Source organism: Phycicoccus mangrovi (assembly GCF_018729305.1).
GTDB classification, from domain to species: Bacteria; Actinomycetota; Actinomycetes; order Actinomycetales; family Dermatophilaceae; genus Phycicoccus; species Phycicoccus jejuensis.
Genome location: NZ_JAHHWP010000033.1, coordinates 1 through 1,378 on the forward strand (window position 1 = coordinate 1; position 1,378 = coordinate 1,378).

1 protein-coding gene is annotated in these 1,378 nt (G+C 69.0%); it reads right to left on the reverse strand.

The annotated features are described in order from the left end of the window. Nucleotides 1-30 precede the first annotated feature (30 nt). A protein-coding gene (locus tag KMZ30_RS21375) for an IS3 family transposase (RefSeq protein WP_443678502.1) occupies nucleotides 31-1,334 on the reverse strand; the annotation gives its coding sequence in 2 pieces (ribosomal slippage) (nucleotides 31-1,046 and nucleotides 1,046-1,334; 1,305 coding nt in all). Between the last annotated feature and the right edge of the window lie 44 nt (nucleotides 1,335-1,378).

The following is a 1,378-nucleotide window of genomic DNA, read 5'->3' on the forward strand; positions in this document are numbered from 1 at the left end:
TGAATCGCCCCGGGTTTTGTGGAGGCTTGGTTACTTGGAACCGGCCCCGGCGGGGACGGGTGCTTCAGGGTAGGTCTTGGGCGTGATGGCGGCCCAGTAGGTGGTCTCGAACTCGGCGGGTGGGATGTGCCCGATCTCGCCGTGCAGGCGCCGGTGGTTGAACCAGTCGACGTACTCGGCGACAGCGATCTCGACGTCGCTGACGGACTTCCAGCCGCCCTTGGGGCGCATGAACGGGTTGCGGATGCACTCGGCCTTGAACAGCGAGTTCAGGGCTTCAGCCATCGCGTTGTCGTACGAATCGCCCTTGCTGCCAACGGAAGCCACGGCCTCGGCCTCGGCGAGTCGCTCGGTGTAGCGAACCGCTCGATACTGAACTCCGCGGTCGCTGTGATGCGTCAGGCCGGTGACGTCCTGCCCGGCCCGCTGCCGCGCCCACAGGCCCATGTCGAGAGCGTCCAGGGCTAGGTCGGTGCGCAGGCTGGTGGACACCTGCCAGCCCACGACCATCCGGGAGAAGACGTCCAGGACGAACGCGACGTAGGTCCACCCGGCGTGGGTGCGCACGTAGGTCAGGTCGGCCACCCACAGCTGATTCGGGCCGGCCGCGACGAACTCGCGCTGCACCAGGTCCTCGGGCCGCTCGGTCTCCGCGCCGTCACCGATGGTGGTCTTGCGGGTCTTCTCTCGTGGGATCCCGCGCAGGCCCTCGGCCCGCATCAGCCGCTCTACCGTGCACCTGGCGACGCGCACGCCCGAGCGGCCCAGCTCGGCGTGGACCTTCCGGGCGCCGTACACCCCCAGGTTGGCCCGGTGCACGTCCTTGATCTTCGCGACCAGTTCGCCGTCGCGGACGCTGCGCGCCGAGGGCGGGCGGGACTTGGAGGCGTAGTAGCCGCTCGGGGCGACCTGCACACCGGCAGTGGCCAGCTCGGTACAGATCGGCTCGACCCCGACCTCGCGCCCATCGACCACGTCGTGGCGATGGGCGTCGATGTAGGCCACTACCTGCTGGTGGGGCGGTCGAGCTCCGCCGCGAAGAAAGCCGACGCCGTCCTCAAGATGTGGTTCGCGCGCCGGAGCTCACGGTTCTCCCGCTCCAGCTCGACCAGCCGCTGCGCGTCGCTGGTCGTGGTGCCCGGCCGGACTCCACCGTCGATCTCGGCCTGCCGGACCCAGTTGCGCAACGTCTCGGGGTGCATCCCGAGCTGCTCGGCCACCCGAGCGATCGCACCAGGCCTCGCCACCGAGTCCGCCCGAAGCTCAACCGCCATCCGTGTAGCGCGCTCACGCAGCTCGTCGGGGTACTTCCTGGGTGCTGCCATGACTCTCATCCTCCATGGATTGAGAGCCTCCACCAGACCCGGGGCGATTCAGG